General features: G+C 74.9%; 1 protein-coding gene. It reads right to left on the bottom strand.

From position 1 onward, the window contains the following. A partial coding sequence (locus DS843_RS31505; RefSeq protein WP_167525550.1) for a transposase occupies positions 1-841 on the bottom strand: 841 nt, incomplete at both ends.

Here is an 841-nt window from a genome sequence, read left to right on the forward strand (position 1 = left end):
GCCGCCTCCAGCGAGCGCGCGTCGGGCGTCTTGCCTTTGCGCTTGGCGGTCTCGCGCACCCGGCGGCGGGCTTGTTCGCACGCCGCCGGTGGCTTGCGCCCGGCCACCAGCCGCAGGCGCAGCGGCGGCGCTGCCGGCTGATGGTCGTCGACCACCACGTCCCAGGCCCCAGCCGGGCCGTCGAGCCGCCTCAAGGCGCCGAACAGATCGAAGCGCTCACCCGCGGGGGTCAGCAGGCGCGCCGCCGCCCAACTCATCCGCACGATGAGGTCGCCGCCCGCCGCCAGATGGCCGCGCAGTTCGCGCGGGTGCGGGTAGCCGGCGTCGGCCAGCACGACGGTACCGGGCGGCGGCGGGGCAAAGCGGCCCAGCCGTTCGCCGCCGTGCCCATCGGTGAGACTGGCTTGGCACATGCACCCGCGCCCGAGATCGTAGCTCAAGTGCAGCCGCCAGGAGGTGCCGGAGGCGCCGGGGACGCTGAGCGCGGTGGCATCGACCAGGCGCAGCTGGTACCCGGGCCAGCGCGCGGGCGTCTCGGCGCGCGCCGCCAGCAGCGCTCCGGCGATCTCGCCCAGCCACACACCCGCCTTCTGGAAGCGCTTCTCCCAGGCCGGGTTGGAGAGCCGGGCCACCCCGCTCTCCGCCGCCCAGGCGCAGGTTTCGCGCAAGGACAGCCGGCACACCGCGGAGGCCAGACAGAGGCGAAAAAGCGCCGCCGCGCTCGGCACGCCGCGGGCTTGGCGGAAGGCCCCCGTGCGGGCGGCGCTCTCCTCAAGGTCGATGACCGAGCGGACCAGCGTCTCAACCGTGCGCCAGGGGGCATCGGCGGGATCAGTTGAAA

The sequence above is a fragment of the Roseomonas genomospecies 6 genome, assembly GCF_008365375.1.
Taxonomy (GTDB): domain Bacteria; phylum Pseudomonadota; class Alphaproteobacteria; order Azospirillales; family Azospirillaceae; genus Azospirillum.